Below are 15,473 nucleotides of genomic sequence, written 5' to 3'. Positions count from 1 at the left end.
CACCGGGCGGCGCCGCGCCGGTCAGCGCCCGTCGACCAGCGCCAGCGCCCGCTGCCGGGGCAGGTCCGCTCCCCGGGCGTACGCGGTGGCGAACGCCGCCTCACCCAGGTGTTCCCGCAGCGCGACGGCGGTGGGTGTGCCGGCCGGGGCGCCGGCCGCGCCGGTGCCGGCCAGCAGCGCCGCCGCCGCGCCCAGCAGACGGGCCGCCGACTCGGGATCGCCGTCGCGCAGCAACGGCCCGGCCAGCCCGTCGACCGCAGCGGCCACCACCGGCACGTCCCACACCCCGACGCCGGCGGTCAGGACCCGCCGGTAGTGGGCACGGGCCGCGGCCGGGTCGCCGGTGGCGTCGGCGAGCTGCCCGAGCGTCACCAGCGCCGCCAGCCGCACCACGTCGGCGCCGAACCAGCCCGACGGGCACTGCGCGACCGCCCGTTCGCACAACGTCCGCGCCCGCTGCGGGTCGCCGTCGCGGCGGGCGATCTCGCCGAGCCCCAGGTACGCGGCGGCGACCAGCTCCGGCGCGCCGGCCGGCCCGGCGATGCGCCGCACCCTGCGGTAGTCCTCGGCCGCGCCGGTCAGGTCACCGGCGACCAGCCGCCCGTCGGCGCGGGTGCGCAGCAACTCCGCCAGGTCGAGCGTGGAGCCGAGCTGCTCGGCCAGCTCCAGCGCCTCCGCCATCGGCGCGGCCGCCGACGCGACGTCACCGATGCGGTAGGCGGCCTCGGCGTGGGTGGACAGCGTCACGATCATGCCCCAGCGGTCGTCCAGGGCCCGGAAACCGGCCAGCGCGGCGTCCAGGCCGACGCGGGCCTCGTCGTGGCGGCCGTGCAGCAGACTGACCATCGCGGTGCCCACCAGGCCCAGCGCCCGGCTCCACGGGTCGGTGCCGAGCAGCCGGTCCCGGACGGCCTGCTCGTGCAGCGCCGCCGCGTCCTGCGGCGACGGCGGCCCGCTGGCCATGCCGGACAGGTACAGCAGGAACGGATGCCGGGGCGGCCGGGCCAGAGTCCACAGGATCCGCGACGCGGCGTCGACCTCGCTGCGCTCGCCGCCACCGGCGAGCGTGGCGATCAGCAGGCCCAGGGCGTACTCCTCGGCCAAGTCGTCGGGCGGCCCGTCGAGCCGGTCGACCAGCCGCCGGGCCAGCGCCGCGCCCTCACCGCGCAGACCCCGCAGCCACCAGTAGAACGCCAGCGCCGCGACCAGCCGCAGCCCGGTGGCGGTGTCCGCGTGCCGCAGGGCCGCGTGCAGGTCGTCGCGGGCCGCGTCGAGGCGGCGCAGCCACCGGTCCTGGTCGCCGCCGCGCAGGCCCGCGTCGCCGGCCGACGCCAGATCCAGGAAGTACGCGGCGTGCGCGTCGCGCACCCGGCCGGTCTCGTCGCGTTCGGCCAACCGGGCGGCGGCGAACTCGCGGATCGTCTCCAGCATCCGGTACCGGCCGCCGGCCGCCTCGACCAGCGACTTGTCCACCAGGCCGGTGAGCACGTCCAGCACGTCACCGTCGTCCGGGCCGCACACCGCCTGCACGGCGGCGAGGTCGGTGGTGCCGGCGAACACGCTCATCCGGGCGGCCAGCAGCCGTTCCGCCTCGTCGAGCAGGTCCCAGCTCCACCCGACCACCGCCTCCAGGGTGCGGTGGCGGGGCGCGGCGGCGCGGTCGCCGCGGCGCAGCAGCCGGAACCGGTCGTCCAGGCGAGCCGCCACCTGCGCCACCGGCAGGGCCCGCAGCCGCGCCGCCGCCAGTTCCAGGGCCAGCGGCAGCCCGTCGAGGGTGCGGCAGATCCGCAGCACCGCCGGGGTGGTGTCGGCGTCGAGCGTGAACCCGGGCGCCACGTCGGCGGCCCGGTCGGCGAACAGCCGCACCGCCGGGTACGCGGCCGCGGTCTCCGGTGTGCTCGGCGCGTCCGGGGCGGGCAGGCCGCCGACCGGGCACAGCGCCTCGCCGGTGAGGCCCAGCGGCTCCCGGCTGGTGGCCAGCACCCGCAGTCCGGGCGCGGCGGCGAGCAGCCGGGCGGTCAGCCGGGCCGCGTCGTCGATCACGTGCTCGCAGTTGTCCAGCACCAGCAGCAGACGCCGGCCGGCCAGCGCCGCCACCAGCCGGTCGGTGAGGTCCCGGGGCCCGCCCGGGGCGCGCAGCCCGGCGTCGCGCAGGTCCAGCGCGGCCAGCACCGCCGGCGCGACCGGGGAGCCGGGCGTCACCGCGGCCAGCTCCACCAGGCACACCGGCCCGTCGTGGCCGGATGCGACGGTGGTGGCCAGCCGGGTCTTGCCGGCGCCGCCCGGGCCGTGCAGGGTGACCAGCCGCGCCGCGCCGAGCAGGTCGTGGACGCGCCGCAGCTCCGGTTCCCGGCCGACGAAGCTGGTGAGCGGGCTGGGCAGCCGGGCGGGCGGGACGGCGTCGTCGCGCAGCAGCGCCGTGTGCAGGGCGACCAGGTCCGCCGACGGGTCGGTGCCCAGCTCCTCGGCCAGCACCCGGCGCGCGTCGGCGTAGACGGCGAGCGCCTCGGCGCGGCGGCCGGCGCCGTGCAGGGCACGCATCAGCAGACCGTGCAGCCGCTCCCGCAGCGGATGCGCCGCCACCAGGGCCCGCAGCTCGGCGATCAGCGGCGCGCCGGGCGGCGCCAGCGCCAGGTCCGCCTCCGCGCGGTCCTCGATCGCCGCCAGGCGCAGCTGGCGCAGCCGGGCCGCCTCGGCGTCGGCGAACGGCGCGCCGGTGACGTCGGCCAGCGGTTCGCCGCGCCACAGGTCCAGCGCGTCGCGCAGCAGCGCCGCCGCGCCGCGCGGGTCGCCGTCGGCGAGCGCCGCCCGTCCCGCCGCGGCCAACCGGGTGAACCGGTGCACATCCACCTGCTGCGGGTCGACGGCCAGCCGGTAACCGGCCGGACCGAAGTCGATGCGCGCGCCGGGCAGCAGCCGCCGCAGCCGCGACACCTGCGACTGCAGGGCGTTCGCGGGCTGCTCGGGGGGCCGGTCGCCGTAGACGCCGTCGATGAGCCGCCGCGGCGGCACCGTGCGGTCGGCGTCGAGCAGCAGCAGCACCAGCAGGGCGCGCAGCCGCTCACCGGCGACCGGGAGCGCGCTGCCGTCGGCCGCGTACGCCTGTGTCGCGCCGAGCACACCGAACCGCATGGGCCCGATTGTCGCCTGCCGGGGCGCGGGGCGGCACGCCGCACCCGCCGGTGGCACGCCCCACACCGGTTCGGCCCCGCGCCGTCGTGGGCGGGTAGCCTTCGGCCCGTGATCGTGGTGAGGTGCCGGTGACGACGCTGGACCGGGAACAGCCGCATGCCACCGACGGGGCACGCGGGGACGGCGGCGCACGGCCGCTGCCGCTGATGTTGGCCGTGCCGGCCGCCGTGCTGGCCGGGGTGGCGCTGCTGCTGGCGTTCCCGCCGTACGGGATGTGGCCGCTGGCGCCGGTCGGGGTCGCGTTGCTGGCCGCCGCCGTGCACCGGCGGCGGTTGCGCGCCGGCGCCGGGCTGGGCTTCCTCACCGGCGTGGCGCTGTTCGCACCGCTGCTGGAATGGACGAACCTGCACACCGGCTACCTGCCGTGGGTGCTGCTGTCGCTGCTGCAGGCCGCCTACCTGGCGCTGCTGGGCGCCGCCACCGCCTGGGTGTCGCCGCTGGCCGACCGGCACCGGGCGGCGTGGCCGCTGCTGACCGGCGTGCTGTGGGTGGCGCAGGAGGCGCTGCGCGACCGCACCCCGTTCGGCGGGTTCCCGTGGGGGCGGCTGGCGTTCAGCCAGGACACGTCGCCGATGCTGCGGCTGGCCGCGCTCGGCGGCGCGCCGCTGGTCACGTTCGCGGTCGCGGTCGCCGGCGGGATCCTGGTCACCGTGGCGTGGCGCGACTGGCGTCGCGCGCCCGGGCAGTGGCGTCCCGTCGCCGGGCTCACCGCCGCGCTGGTCGCGCTGCTCGCCGCCGGACCGGCCGTGCCCGCGGAGGTACGCGGCGCCGGCGACACCGTCACCGTCGCGATCGTGCAGGGCAACGTGCCGCGCCTCGGCCTGGACTTCAACGCGCAGCGGCAGGCGGTGCTGAACAACCACGTCGACGCCACGCTGGAGCTGGCCGAACGGGTCACCGAGGGCAGGCAGCCCCGCCCCGACCTGGTCGTGTGGCCGGAGAACTCCAGCGACATCGACCCGCTGCGCAACCCCGGCGCGGGGGAGCGGATCTCCCAGGCCGCCGACGCGATCGGCGCGCCGATCCTGGTCGGCGCGGTGCTCGCCGGCCCGGAGGCGGGGCAGGTGCGCAACGTGGGGCTGCTGTGGCGGCCCGGGACCGGCGTCGACCTGGACCAGACGTACGTCAAGCGGCATCCGGTGCCGTTCGCGGAGTACGTGCCGCTGCGTTCGCTCGCCCGCATGGTCAGCTCGCAGGTCGACCGGGTCAGCTCCGACTTCGTCCCCGGTGACCGGCCCGGCGTGGTGGACGCCGGCGCGGCGATCCTCGGCGACGTGATCTGCTTCGAGGTCGCCTACGACGGGATCGTCCGGGACACCGTGACCGGCGGCGCGCAGCTGCTGGTGGTGCAGACCAACAACGCCACGTTCGACGTGGCCGAGGCCCGCCAGCAGCTGGCCATGGTGCGGTTGCGGGCGGTGGAACACGGCCGGGCCGCGTTGATGGCCTCCACTGTCGGGGTGTCCGGGTTCGTTTCCCCCGACGGGCGGGTAGACGGTGCGACCGGGTTCAACACCGCCGCGGTGGTGGTGCGGCAGATGGAACTCGGCAACGGGCGTACCCCGGCGACGACCGCCGGGGTGTGGCCGGAGGTGGCGCTCACGGCGCTGGCGGTCGCGGCCCTGGCCGGCGCGGCCGTGCTGCGCCGCCGCCGGGAGGTCGCTCCCGGCTGAGCCGACGAGCGGGAGGCGGTGCGACGGTGGCGGTGACAGCCGACAGGCGGACGGCCGGCCACCCCGGTGTGGGGCGGGTCCTCGTGGTCGTCCCCACCTACAACGAGGCCGACAACGTCGAGCGCATCGTCGCCCGGGTACGCGCGGCGGCGCCCGCTGTGGACGTGCTCGTCGCCGACGACAACAGCCCCGACGGCACCGGCGCGATCGCCGACACCCTCGCCGGCAACGACCCGCGGGTGCACGTGCTGCACCGCGAAGGCAAGGAAGGACTCGGCGCGGCCTACCTGGCCGGTTTCGCCTGGGCCCGAGCACGCGGCTACGACGCCGTGGTGGAGATGGACGCCGACGGCTCGCACGCCCCGGAAGACCTGCCGGCGCTGCTGGACGCCGCCCGCGACGCCGACGTGGTGATCGGCTCCCGGTGGACCCGCGGCGCGCGGGTGCTGAACTGGCCGTGGCGGCGGCTGCTGCTCTCACGCGTCGGCAACCTGTACGCGCGGCTGGCGCTGGGCATGCCGGTCAGCGACGCCACCGGCGGCTACCGGGTGTACCGGCGCAGCGCGCTGGACGCCATCGACCTGGACTCGGTGCGCTCCCAGGGGTACGCCTTCCAGGTGGAGCTGTCCCGGCTGGCGCACCGCGCCGGGGTACGCATCGTGGAGGTGCCGATCACGTTCGCCGAGCGGGAACACGGCGACAGCAAGATGAGCCCGCTGATCGTCGCGGAGGCGCTGTGGCGGGTCACCCGCTGGGGGGTACGGGACCGCCTGGCGACCATGCAGGCCCGCCCGGACGCGCTCGCCCGCTGGCCTTGAGCCGGGGCGTGTCATGCTTGAGAGGCGTGATGACCCCGGGCTGATGAGGTGAGATGCGCCGAGGACTGAAGTACGTACCACCGGCCCTGCTGCTGTTGACGCTGCTGGAGCTGGCCGTTTTCGTGCTGGTCGGCCGGGCAGCCGGGTTCGGCGTGGCGGTGCTGCTGGTGTTCGGGGCGTCCCTGCTGGGCCTGGTGCTGCTGCGCCGCGAAGGCATGCGCGCGTGGCGGGGTTTCCGGGCCGCTGCGCAGGCCGGCCGCCCGCCGGGGCCGGAGGTGACCGACGGTCTCGTCGGTCTGCTGGGTGCGCTGCTGCTGGCGATGCCGGGCCTGTTCAGCGGCGTGGTGGGCCTGCTGTTGCTGCTGCCGCCGCTGCGCCGGCTGGCTGGGGGCGGGGTGCGCCGGGCCACCGAGCGCCGGGTGTCGTCGATGGTCGCCGGTGACCTGTTCGGGCCGCGCCGGGTACGGGTGTACCGGGGCGCGCCGCAGCCGACCCCGCAGCCCACACCGTCACCGTCGCCCGGTCCCGCGCCGTCGCCCCAGCCGGTCACCGACCCGGGCAAGGCCATCGAAGGCGAAATCGTCGACCGCTGACGCGCACCTGCCTTTGATCAACACCAGGTCCGGGGGAGTTGCCGGCGCGTCCTCGCGCCGCCCTCTGCTTGATCAACTCAACTCCGCCGAAGTGGTGCCATCCGGGCCACGGTGATGCCGCCACTTCCCCGAACTGGCGGCCCGTCCTCCGGTCCCCCGGCGCACGGGCAGCACGCGGAGGGCACCCCCACGCGAGGTGGATCAGCGGATCAGCAGTCCACAGCCACCCTGCCCATCCCATGATCGACACCACTTCGGGGAGATGGCGGCATCAGGGGGTGTCCGACCCCGCCACCTCCCCGATGTGGCGCCCCGAGGCTCGATGGCACGGCAGATCATCGACCCAAGGGCGGGCCCACCCTCATCCGCCCGACCTCATGATCAACACCAGCCTGGGGGAGTTGGGGTGCATCACACCGCAGCCCGGATGCCACCACCTCCCCGAGGTGGCGCCAATTCGCGGCGGCGCGCGAACCGGCACCAGGCGCGGCGGATCAGCCCTCACGGCCAGGCCTACCGCCCCATGATCGACGCCACTTCGGGGAAATGGTGGCATCAGGCACGTGGGATGCCGCAACCTCCCCGAAGTGGCGGCCCGGCGCTCGATTCGACACGGCGGCTCAGTGACCTGCGAACAGCGGCCGACACCCGCGCGGCTAACCCACTCCACCCGCCTGCTGCTCCGCACCCGACGGCCCCGCTCGACCTCGTGATCAACACCGGCTCGGGGAGGTGGTGGCATCACCGTGGCCCGGATACCGCCACCACCCCGAGGTGGCGACGGTCGTCACCCGGGCAACAAAAAACGCCCCCGGGTGATCCCGGGGGCGTTTTCGGTCGTTGCGGGATGCTCAGGCGCGGCCGCGGCGGGTCCGAACCTCCTGGAGCCGCTCGGCGAGGATGTCCTCCAGCTCGGCGATCGAGCGCCGCTCCAGCAGCATGTCCCAGTGGGTGCGCGGCGGCTTGGCCTTCTTCTGCTCCGGCTCGGTGCCGTCGACCAGCCGGGCGACGCTGCCGTCGAACTTGCACTCCCAGGTCGTCGGGACCTCGGCGTCGACAGCGAACGGCACCTCGAACTGGTGGCCCTTGGCGCAGAGGTACTCGCGGGTCTGGCGCGGCGCGAGCTCCGTGTTGCGGTCGGATTCGTAGCTGACCGCGCCCAGCCGGCTACCGCGCAGCATGCGCTCGCCCATGATCGACTTCCCCTCGTCCGTGGTGCTGGTCTTCAGGTGTAACGGCCGGTCACCGTTCGCCCATTCCCCACCCACGGCGGCAGGGCCGTACGCGGGTCGGAGGATCCAAGGGTAACCGGCCATGACAGCTGCCCGGCGGGGTCGTCCCCGGCCGGGCCGAATCGGTGGAGTGTTTCGCCTGTCAACGGGGATGTTACCCACCTGTTTGCGTGCCGGAGGTGACGATGAGCAGTGACGCGCCGGTCGGGGCCCGACCACCCGCCGGGAAGACCTTCTTCGGTCATCCCCGTGCGCTGTCCACGCTCTTCCTCACCGAGATGTGGGAGCGGTTCAGCTTCTACGGCATGCGGGCGATCCTGGTGCTGTACCTGACCGCCGCGGTCGCCGACGGCGGCCTGGACATCGGCGAGTCCAGCGCCAACGCCGTGTACGGCACCTACAACGCCATGGTCTACCTGATGGCGCTGCCCGGCGGCTGGGTGGCCGACCGGCTGATCGGCGCGCGGCGCAGCGTGCTGTGGGGCGGCGTGGTGATCGCCGCCGGCCACTACGTGATGGCTATCCCCGCCACGTGGAGCGTGTTCGCCGGCATGGCGCTGATCGTGGTGGGCACCGGCCTGCTGAAACCGAACATCTCCACCATGGTCGGTGACCTGTACGAGCGGGACTCGCCGCGCCGCGACGCCGGGTTCTCCATCTTCTACATGGGCATCAATCTGGGCGCGTTCATCGCGCCGCTGATCACCGGCTTCCTCGGCGAGAAGATCAACTGGCATCTGGGGTTCGGCGCCGCTGCGGTCGGCATGACCTTCGGCGTGCTCCAGTACGTGCTGGGCCGGCGCAACCTCGGCGACGCCGGCGCCCGCCCGGCGGACCCGCTGCTCGGCGCGGACCGGCGGCGCGCGCTGACCCGCATCGGCGTGGCGAGCGTCGTGCTGCTCGCGGCGCTGGTGGTGCTGCTGCTGGCGGGCTGGTTCACCGTCGACACGGTGGTCAACCTGCTGACCGTGGTGACGGTGCTGGTGACCGTCGGCTACTTCGCGCGGATCCTCACCGACCGGGAGATCAGCGACACCGAACGCAGCCGGATGAAGGCGTACGTGTGGCTGTTCGTGTTCGCCGCCTCGTTCTGGCTCATCTACGACCAGGCCGGGTCGGTGCTGAACATCTTCGCCGCCGACCAGACGGACCGCTCGGTGGGCGGGTTCACCTTCCCGGCGTCCTGGCTGCAGTCGGTGAACCCGATCCTCATCATCATCGGCGCGCCGCTGGCCGCCGCGCTGTGGCTCAAGCTCGGGCACCGGGTGTCCACGCCCACGAAGTTCGCGGTCGGCCTGGTGCTCAACGGCCTGTCGTTCGTGCTGATGGCCGCCGCCGCGCGGGCCGCCGTCGGCGGCGACCTGGTCTCACCGCTGTGGCTGGTCGCGGTGTACGCGATCCAGGTCGCCGGTGAGCTGTCGCTGAGCCCGGTCGGCCTGTCCGCCACCACGAAACTGGCCCCGGTCAAGTACGCCAGTCAGATGCTGGGTCTGTGGTTCCTCGCCACCGCCGTCGGCGACGCCATCGGCGGTCAGGTGGCGCGGCTGGCCGACACCTGGTCGCAGCCGGTGTACTTCCTGACCTTCGGGCTGGCCTCGGTGGTGCTGGGCCTGGCCGCGGTGATGTTCACCCGCCAGATCCGGAACCTGATGGCCGGCATCCACTGACCCGGTTCACACCGCCGGGGTGGGCGGCAGCGGCAGCGGCAGGCCGGGCAGCCCGTCGATGCTCGTGGCGACGTGGTCCTTGCCGGCGAAGTACGCGCTCAGCGACGCGTCGTCCTCCCTGGCGAACCGGCGTTCGTGCAGGTCCCGGTCGGCGTCGTAGGTCATGAACGGCACCGCGTAGCCGCAGGTGTCGCGAATCAGCTCGGCGTGCGCCACGATGATCGCCCGCAGGCCGTGGGGGCCGGGGTCGATGTCGGGGAAGTGCTGTAGCAGGCCGGGCCAGCGCGGGTCGTCGCGGAACACCGGCTCGCCGCGCCCGTGCACCCGCACGATGTTCGGCGGGCCGGTGAACGCGCACCACATCAGCGTGATCCGGCCGTTCTCCCGCAGGTGGGCGATGGTTTCGGCGTTGCTGCCGGCGAAGTCCAGGTACGCCACTGTGTGCTCGTCGACCACCGCGAGGCAGCCGCGTAGCCCCTTGGGGGAGAGGTTGACGGTGCCGTCACCGGCCAGCGGCGCGGTGGCGACGAAGAACATCGGCTGCGCCTCGATGAAGTCCCGCAGCCGGCCGTCGATGCGCTCGTGTGTCTTTCCCATGCCCCGATCATCACCGTCGGCACCGGTTCGGCGCTGCCCCGTTCCCAGCCCGTGGCGCGGTCAGCCGGTGCGCGTGCCGAGCCGCGCCAGCGCGGTCGCCAGGTCACTGACCTGGTCGGCGAGCTGCCCGGCGCGCCGCTGCGCCGCGTCCCGGTCGGCTTCGGCAGCGCTGAGCCGGGCCGCCAGGTCGGCCGCGCGGGCCTCGGCGGCGGTCGCGGCGCGCCGCGAGTCGGCCAGCTCCGCGGCCAGCGCGTCCCGCTCGGCGGTACGGGCCGTAGCCTGCTCCACCGCGGCGGCCACGTCGGCCCGGGACCGCTCGACGGCAGCGGCAGCCTCGGCCCGGGACCGTTCGACAGCAGCGGCAGCCTCGGCACGAGACCGTTCGACAGCAGCGGCAGCCTCCGCGCGGACCCCGTCGACCGCCGCGCTCGACTCGGCGCGGGAACGCTCCAGCGCCGCCTCGACGTCGGCGCGTACCGCGTCGGCCCGGTCCCGCTCGGCGCGAGCCTGCTGTGCGGCGGCGGCCTGGGCGTCGGCCCGCTCGGTCGCGGCCCGGGCGGACCGGTCCGCCTCGGTGGCCCGGGCCTGGGCGGCCTGGGCGTCGGCGCGCGCCCGGTCGGCTTCGGCGCGGGACTGCTCGGCCCGGTCCAGGGCCTCGGCGGCGGAACGGGTGGCCCGCTCGGCGTCGGCGCGGGCGGTGTCCCGTTCGGCGGTCAGCTCGGCGACGCGGCGGCGTTCGGCGTCGCGTTCGGCGCGTACCGTGCGCAGGTCGTGCCGGGCGGCGTCGCGGTCGCGTTCGGCCTGCACCCGCAGCGCCTGCGCCGCGCCCGCCTCGGCGCGGGCGGCGTCGCGGGCGTCCTCGGCGGCGGTGGCCCGCTCGGCGGCAGCCGCGGCCGACGTCTCCGCCCGTTCGGCCCGGTCGGCGGCGGCGTCGCGTTCGGCGTACGCGGCGCGGGTCTGCTGCCGTTCGCGGGCCGCTGTCGCGGCGGCGTCCTCGGCCTCGCGGCGGGCCTCGTCGCGTTCGGCGTGCGCGGCCGCCACCTGCGCCGACGTCTCCGCGCGCAGCTCGGCGAGCTGGCGTTCCACACCGGCCGGGGACAGTTCGGCGTGCAGCGCCTCGGTGAGCGTCTCCACGATCTGGTCGAGCCGGTCCACCGCCTCCCAGGTGCGCGCCACCTGCCCGGGCAGGCCGGGGGAGTTGCGGTGACGCATCCGCGAGTTGCGCGCGGCCCGCTGGCAGGCGCCGTCGTTGTCCCGGCAGTAGCGGAACGGGCGGCCCGCGCCGACGCGTTGCGGCACGTCGCGTCCGCAGTGGGCGCAGGGTCGGGTGTCGGTGGCGGGCTCGGCGTCCATCGGGGGCGAAGTCTATCCGGCGGCGTCGGCGCGGGCCGCGCCGTCGAGGGTGTAGCGGCGCTGCAGCAGCACCGCGACCACCATCACGGCGGCGGGCAGCAGCCCGAAGCCGTAGCGCAGCGCGTCGAGCGCGGCCGGGGACTGGGTCACGGTCTGCCCGGCCGTCGAGGCCACGAAGCCGCCGGCGGCCAGGCACAGCGCGTACGCGTACGGGCCCAGCGCCGCGCCGGTGGCCTCGGTGGCGGTCCACACCCCGGTGTACGTGCCGGCCCGCTCGGCGCCGCCTCCCGCGCGGATCACGTCGGGCAGCATCGAGAACGGCAGCAACTGCATGCCGGCGAACGCCACCCCGAGCACCGCCACGGCGGCCACCAGCACCGGCAGCCCGGCGGGACGGCCGACCGCCAGCACGAGCGACCCGGCGGCGAACGCGGCCTGCGCGGCGAGCAGGGCGCGTTGCTTGCCGATCCGCCGGGCCACAGTCAGCCAGAGCGGCGTCACCAGCAGCGCGGGCGCGACGAACGCGGCCACGAGCACTGTGGTGAGTCCGGGGCGGCCCAGCTCGTACTCGGCGTAGTAGGGCACTCCGGCCAGGACGAGGTGGGTGGTGGTGGACATGGCCAGGTACGCGCCGACCAGCCAGCGGAACTGTCGGTCCCGCAGGCTCGCCGTCAGTGCCCGCCATCCGCCCGCGCCGTGCGGGGTGACCGCGTCGGCGGCGGTACGGCGCAACCGGCCGATCCCGGCGACGCCGACCAGCATCGCGGCGAGCATCCCGGCCGCCAGCACCACGCCCATCAGCAGGTAACCGTCGCGGGTGGCGTCGTCGCCGCCGGCCAGCAGCGGCGCGAGCAGCCCGGAGACCAGGATGCCGAGCGTCAGCACCACCATCCGGAACGCCATCAGCCGGGTCCGCTCGTGGTAGCCGATCCGCAGGTCGGCGGGCGTCGCCAGGTAGGGCACCTGGTACGCGGCGAAGAGCAGGTTGCCGGCGACGAAGAAGATCGCCACCCAGCCGGCCGCGGCGGCGCCGGTGAGGCCGCCGGGTACGGCGAACAGCGCGGCGAACGCCAGCGGCAGCGCGCATCCGGCCAGCAGCAGCCGGCGGCGGTGACCGCGGCGGGCCTGCTCGACGTCGCAGAGGTGCCCGATCCACGGGTGCAGCAGCACGTCGGCGATCTTCGGCAGCAGCAGGGTGAGCCCGGCCAGCCACGGGGCGACCGCCAGCACGTCGGTCAGGAAGTAGAGCAGCAGCAGCCCGGGCACTGTGACCCAGACGCCCATGCCGAGCGAGCCGGTGGCGAACCCGGCGAGCGGGCCGCGCGGCAGGGTGAGCGCGTCGGAGCGCTGATCCAGCCCGGTCATCGCGGCCTCCTGTCCTCGGGGCACGCCGCCCCCAATCCAACGGTTGCTGGATTGTAGGGGGAACAATGGCCGGATGACCATGCCTCGCCGGCGGCCGGGCCGGCCCCGCCGCGACGACCAGCGCCCGACCCGTGACCTGGTGCTCGCCGCCGCCACCGCGTTGTTCGCCGAACGGGGCTTCGACGCGGTGAGCGTGCGCGACGTCGCCGCCGCGGCCGGGGTGGACGCGGCCACCGTCGTGCACCACACCGGCACGAAGGCGCAGCTCTACGACGCCTGCTTCGCCCGGGTGTTCAGCGCCGAGCGGGAGGTCATCGAGGCAGCCGGGGAACGCGCCCGGGCGGCCCTGGCAGCGGGCCCGCACGACGCGCTGCGCGCGCTGCACGACCTGCTGGACGTGTTCGTGGACTTCCTGGAGGACCGGCCGGAGACCACAGCGCTGTGGCTGCGCCGCTGGCTGGAGCCCCAGCGGCACGGCGAACTGGACCGCCGCTACGCCGCCCCGCTGTACGGGCTGGTCGAGGAGCTGCTCGTCGCGGCGGCCGAGGCGGGCGCGCTGACCGAACCGACGCCGCACGTGACGGTGCGCAGCCTGGTCTGGGCGGTGCACGGGCACGTGGTGGCCCTGGCGGCGGGCAACGTCTCCGGCGCGCGGGAGCGGCGGGAGTTCCGGGCGTTCGTGCACCGGTTCCTCGACGCGCTGTATCGGTCAGGTCCGGCCGACACCCGGCCTTGACGCCGGCCCGCGCTCCGGGGACTATCCATCGGTCGTTGGATTAAGGAGGCGGGTATGGCCACACCGAGGGTCGCGGTCGTCGGCGCCGGAGCCGCCGGGCTGGCCACGCTCAAGGCGCTCGCCGACGCCGGTGTGCCGGCCGTCGCGTTCGAGGCGGCCGACACGCTCGGCGGCCTCTGGGTGTACGGCGCACCCGGCTCGCCCGCGTACCGGACGCTGCACCTGAACACCAGCAAGGGCCGTACCGAGTTCGCCGACCACCCGATGCCCGCCGACTGGCCGGACTACCCCGACCACACCCGCGTCGCCGGCTACCTCGGCGAGTACGCCGACCGGTTCGGCCTGCGCGAGGCGGTACGGCTGCGGCACACCGTCGAGCGGGTCACCCGTACCGGCGACGGCTGGCGGGTGCGGGCCACCGGCCCGGACGGCCCGGTCGAGGTCGACGTCGAAGCGGTGGTGGTCGCCAACGGGCACAACCGGTCCCCGAAGCGACCCGAGCCGTACCCGGGTGAGTGCACGGCCGAGCAGATGCACAGCCACGACTACCGCGGGCCGGAGCAGCTCGCCGGGCGGCGGGTCCTCGTGGTCGGCGGCGGAAACTCCGCCATGGACATCGCCGTCGACGCCTCGTACGCCGCCGCGACCACGCTGCTGTCGCTGCGCCGCGGCGTCTGGGTGGTGCCGAAGTACCTGCTCGGCCGCCCGTCGGACACGCTCAACGGCGCCCTGGCCCGCCGGCTGCCCTGGCGGCTGCGCCAGCGAATCAGCCAGACCATGATCACCACCGCGGTCGGGCCGCCCACCCGGTACGGGCTGCCCGCCCCGGCGCACGGCTTCCTCCAGGACCACCCGACGCTGTCCGACGCGCTGCTGTCCCGGCTCACCCACGGTGACATCCAGGCCCGGCCCGGCATCGCCCGCTTCGACGGCAACCGGGTCGAGTTCACCGACGGCCGCGCCGACGAGATCGACCTGATCGTCTGGTGCACCGGCTACCGCGTCGAGGTGCCGTTCCTCGACCCGGCGCTGCTCGGCGACGGCCCCGACCGGCTGCCGCTGTACCGGCACGTGTTCCACCTGGACGCCCCCGGGTTGGCGTTCGTCGGGCTCATGCAGTCCACCGGCGCCGCGTTCCCGCTGGTCGAGGCGCAGGCCCGGCTGGTCGCCGCGCGCCTGGCCGGCACCTGGGCGCCACCGGAGCCGGCCCGGCAGGCCGCCGCCTGCCGCGCCGAGCTGCGCGCCGCCACCGCCCGCTGGGGACAGCGCCGCCCACACATGCGCGTCGACTTCGACGTCTACCTGGCCGAACTGGGCCGCGAACTGGCCGCCGGGCAGCGCCGCGCGGGAGCGGCGCGATGAGCGCGGCAGGCCGGGACCCCGCCGCCGACCCGCAGCGGACCGGATCCGGCGCGGCAGGCCGCAGCGCTCTGGCCGGGCGGCGGGTGCTCGTCACCGGCGCGCGGGGCACGTTCGGACAGCACCTCGGCGCGGCGCTCACCGCCGCCGGCGCGCACGTGATCGGGCTGGACCTGCACGCCGACCTCGGCGCCACTCCGCCGGTGCTCGGCGTCGACCTGACCGACCCGGCCGCGACACCACCGGCGGTGGCCGCCGCGATCGACCGGCTCGGCGGGCTCGACCTGCTGATCAACAACGCCGGTGTGGGCGGGCCCGCACCGGCCGAACTGCCGCCGGACGAGGTGGTGCGCCGCCAGATCGAGGTGAACCTGCTCGCCGCCTGGCGCACCACAGCCGCCGCGATGCCCGCCCTGGAGGCCGCCCGCGGCCGGGTGATCTTCGTGGCCAGCCGGATGGCGGTGCTGCCGCTGCCGCTGGCCGCCGCGTACGGGGTCAGCAAGCGGGCGCTCGTGGCGTACGCCGACGCGCTGCGCCACGAAGTAGGAACCCACGTCGGCGTCAGCGTCGTCTACCCCAGCATGGTCGCCTCCCCGATCCACGACAGCACGGTGGCGGCCGGACTGTCGCTGAACGGGGTGTCCCGCCCGGAACCCGTCGACGGCGTGGTCGCGGCGATCCTGCGCGCCGCCACCGCCCGGCGCGCGCCCCGCGATGTGGCCACCACCCGGCGCGGCCGGATCGAAATGGCGCTGGCCCGGCATGCCCCGGCGCTGGCCGACCGGCTGGTACGCCGTACCGTCGCCGGGCGCCTGACCGCCGGTGACCTGGACGGTGCGGCGCTGGCCGCGGGCATGGTCCGGCGGCACCGGCAGGCCCGCGGGTAGC

Annotated in this window: 12 protein-coding genes; 7 read left to right on the top strand and 5 right to left on the bottom strand. The window is 75.6% G+C overall.

Annotated features, from left to right (window positions below; all coding sequences use genetic code 11):
- Nucleotides 1-21 precede the first annotated feature (21 nt).
- Entirely contained in the window at nt 22-3,132 is a 3,111-nt protein-coding gene (locus tag ACSDG8_RS01690; RefSeq protein WP_210898875.1) for an ATP-binding protein, read from the bottom strand.
- Between the two features lie 206 nt (nt 3,133-3,338).
- On the opposite strand from ACSDG8_RS01690, the gene lnt reads away from it, so the two are divergent.
- Genes lnt through ACSDG8_RS01675 form a run of 3 tightly spaced genes read left to right on the top strand, consistent with a single transcriptional unit; the run spans nt 3,339 to nt 6,276 of the window.
- Nucleotides 3,339-4,865 (top strand): apolipoprotein N-acyltransferase, encoded by a 1,527-nt coding sequence (gene lnt, locus ACSDG8_RS01685; RefSeq protein WP_247679505.1) that lies wholly within the window; start codon nt 3,339-3,341, stop codon nt 4,863-4,865.
- A 26-nt stretch (nt 4,866-4,891) separates the two neighbouring features.
- Nucleotides 4,892-5,683, top strand: a complete 792-nt coding sequence (locus ACSDG8_RS01680; RefSeq protein ID WP_210898871.1) for a polyprenol monophosphomannose synthase — start codon at nt 4,892-4,894, stop codon at nt 5,681-5,683.
- Between the two features lie 53 nt (nt 5,684-5,736).
- Nucleotides 5,737-6,276 (top strand): FxsA family protein, encoded by a 540-nt coding sequence (locus ACSDG8_RS01675; RefSeq protein ID WP_210900334.1) that lies wholly within the window; start codon nt 5,737-5,739, stop codon nt 6,274-6,276.
- A gap of 851 nt (nt 6,277-7,127) precedes the next feature.
- Here ACSDG8_RS01675 and ACSDG8_RS01670 read toward each other — a convergent pair.
- The gene (locus ACSDG8_RS01670) at nt 7,128-7,469 is read right to left on the bottom strand and encodes an RNA polymerase-binding protein RbpA (protein ID WP_007070998.1); all 342 of its coding nucleotides are present in this window, start codon (nt 7,467-7,469) and stop codon (nt 7,128-7,130) included.
- 224 nt (nt 7,470-7,693) lie between these two features.
- Between ACSDG8_RS01670 and ACSDG8_RS01665 the strand changes: the two genes are divergently transcribed.
- On the top strand, nt 7,694-9,175 hold the full coding sequence (locus ACSDG8_RS01665; protein ID WP_210900332.1) for a peptide MFS transporter: 1,482 nt from the start codon (nt 7,694-7,696) through the stop codon (nt 9,173-9,175).
- 6 nt (nt 9,176-9,181) lie between these two features.
- Here ACSDG8_RS01665 and ACSDG8_RS01660 read toward each other — a convergent pair whose 3' ends face one another.
- Genes ACSDG8_RS01660 through ACSDG8_RS01650 form a run of 3 tightly spaced genes read right to left on the bottom strand, consistent with a single transcriptional unit; the run spans nt 9,182 to nt 12,490 of the window.
- Entirely contained in the window at nt 9,182-9,772 is a 591-nt protein-coding gene (locus tag ACSDG8_RS01660; RefSeq protein ID WP_210900329.1) for a pyridoxamine 5'-phosphate oxidase family protein, read from the bottom strand.
- A 60-nt stretch (nt 9,773-9,832) separates the two neighbouring features.
- On the bottom strand, nt 9,833-11,125 hold the full coding sequence (locus tag ACSDG8_RS01655) for a hypothetical protein (RefSeq protein ID WP_210900327.1): 1,293 nt from the start codon (nt 11,123-11,125) through the stop codon (nt 9,833-9,835).
- Nucleotides 11,126-11,137: 12 nt separating this feature from the next.
- A complete protein-coding gene (locus ACSDG8_RS01650) occupies nt 11,138-12,490 on the bottom strand; it encodes an MFS transporter (RefSeq protein ID WP_210900325.1) in 1,353 nt (450 codons plus the stop codon).
- Between the two features lie 73 nt (nt 12,491-12,563).
- Here ACSDG8_RS01650 and ACSDG8_RS01645 point away from each other — a divergent pair, with 73 nt between their 5' ends.
- The 3 genes from ACSDG8_RS01645 to ACSDG8_RS01635 are packed head-to-tail and all read left to right on the top strand — an operon-like array spanning nt 12,564 to nt 15,472.
- On the top strand, nt 12,564-13,226 hold the full coding sequence (locus ACSDG8_RS01645; protein WP_247679713.1) for a TetR/AcrR family transcriptional regulator: 663 nt from the start codon (nt 12,564-12,566) through the stop codon (nt 13,224-13,226).
- A 54-nt stretch (nt 13,227-13,280) separates the two neighbouring features.
- Nucleotides 13,281-14,588, top strand: coding sequence for a flavin-containing monooxygenase (locus tag ACSDG8_RS01640; RefSeq protein WP_210900323.1), 1,308 nt, complete (start codon nt 13,281-13,283; stop codon nt 14,586-14,588).
- Complete coding sequence (locus tag ACSDG8_RS01635; protein WP_210900321.1) at nt 14,585-15,472, top strand: SDR family NAD(P)-dependent oxidoreductase; 888 nt, start codon at nt 14,585-14,587, stop codon at nt 15,470-15,472. Before ACSDG8_RS01640 ends, ACSDG8_RS01635 begins: the two co-directional genes overlap by 4 nt.
- Nucleotide 15,473: the final 1 nt, after the last annotated feature.

Source organism: Micromonospora sp. LA-10 (assembly GCF_051853095.1).
Classification (GTDB): Bacteria; Actinomycetota; Actinomycetes; order Mycobacteriales; family Micromonosporaceae; genus Micromonospora; species Micromonospora echinospora_A.
The sequence above is the reverse complement of the archived record's forward strand: the minus strand, read 5'-3'. Positions and strand labels throughout refer to the sequence as shown.

Excerpts from the sequence above, each read along its gene's own strand:
- ACSDG8_RS01665 (WP_210900332.1), top strand. The coding sequence starts at position 7,694 with ATGAGCAGTGACGCGCCGGTCGGGGCCCGACCACCCGCCGGGAAGACC.
- ACSDG8_RS01660 (WP_210900329.1), bottom strand. The coding sequence starts at position 9,772 with ATGGGAAAGACACACGAGCGCATCGACGGCCGGCTGCGGGACTTCATC.
- lnt (WP_247679505.1), top strand. The coding sequence starts at position 3,339 with ATGTTGGCCGTGCCGGCCGCCGTGCTGGCCGGGGTGGCGCTGCTGCTG.
- ACSDG8_RS01635 (WP_210900321.1), top strand. The coding sequence starts at position 14,585 with ATGAGCGCGGCAGGCCGGGACCCCGCCGCCGACCCGCAGCGGACCGGA.
- ACSDG8_RS01645 (WP_247679713.1), top strand. The coding sequence starts at position 12,564 with ATGACCATGCCTCGCCGGCGGCCGGGCCGGCCCCGCCGCGACGACCAG.
- ACSDG8_RS01640 (WP_210900323.1), top strand. The coding sequence starts at position 13,281 with ATGGCCACACCGAGGGTCGCGGTCGTCGGCGCCGGAGCCGCCGGGCTG.
- ACSDG8_RS01655 (WP_210900327.1), bottom strand. The coding sequence starts at position 11,125 with ATGGACGCCGAGCCCGCCACCGACACCCGACCCTGCGCCCACTGCGGA.
- ACSDG8_RS01650 (WP_210900325.1), bottom strand. The coding sequence starts at position 12,490 with ATGACCGGGCTGGATCAGCGCTCCGACGCGCTCACCCTGCCGCGCGGC.
- ACSDG8_RS01670 (WP_007070998.1), bottom strand. The coding sequence starts at position 7,469 with ATGGGCGAGCGCATGCTGCGCGGTAGCCGGCTGGGCGCGGTCAGCTAC.
- ACSDG8_RS01675 (WP_210900334.1), top strand. The coding sequence starts at position 5,737 with ATGCGCCGAGGACTGAAGTACGTACCACCGGCCCTGCTGCTGTTGACG.
- ACSDG8_RS01690 (WP_210898875.1), bottom strand. The coding sequence starts at position 3,132 with ATGCGGTTCGGTGTGCTCGGCGCGACACAGGCGTACGCGGCCGACGGC.